Here is a 337-nt window from a genome sequence, read left to right on the forward strand (position 1 = left end):
ACATTGGACGCAAAAATCCGTGAAACCACGCGCGAGATGAATGAAAACCGTAAAGCGGTCAGTTCATTAAACTCGGAAATCAAAAAAAACGGCACCGCAAGTAAAGCACAAACTGCCGAAATGGAACGGTTGGCATCTGACCGTGAAAGGCTGAATGAGAAGCAAAAAAAGCAAACAGAAAGCCTTGAGGTACTTAATAAAAAACTGTCAGAACATATAATAAAAGCCCGTGATGCCGCCGCCGATCAGCTTGAGCTTGATCGGCGCACAGAAGCAGCCACCGCCAAGATGGTTAAGCAAAAGGCGGCCGCAGAGCGTATAGCCAACAGATAAAATG

At 46.3% G+C, this 337-nt stretch carries 1 protein-coding gene; it reads left to right on the forward strand.

The window, feature by feature from the left end:
• Positions 1 to 333, forward strand: a 333-nt coding sequence (locus tag ACTHS3_RS17455; RefSeq protein ID WP_440368692.1) for a hypothetical protein, incomplete at its 5' end; no start/stop codon positions are given.
• Between the last annotated feature and the right edge of the window lie 4 nt (positions 334 to 337).

It is taken from the genome of Neisseria sp. P0009.S007, from assembly GCF_051962515.1.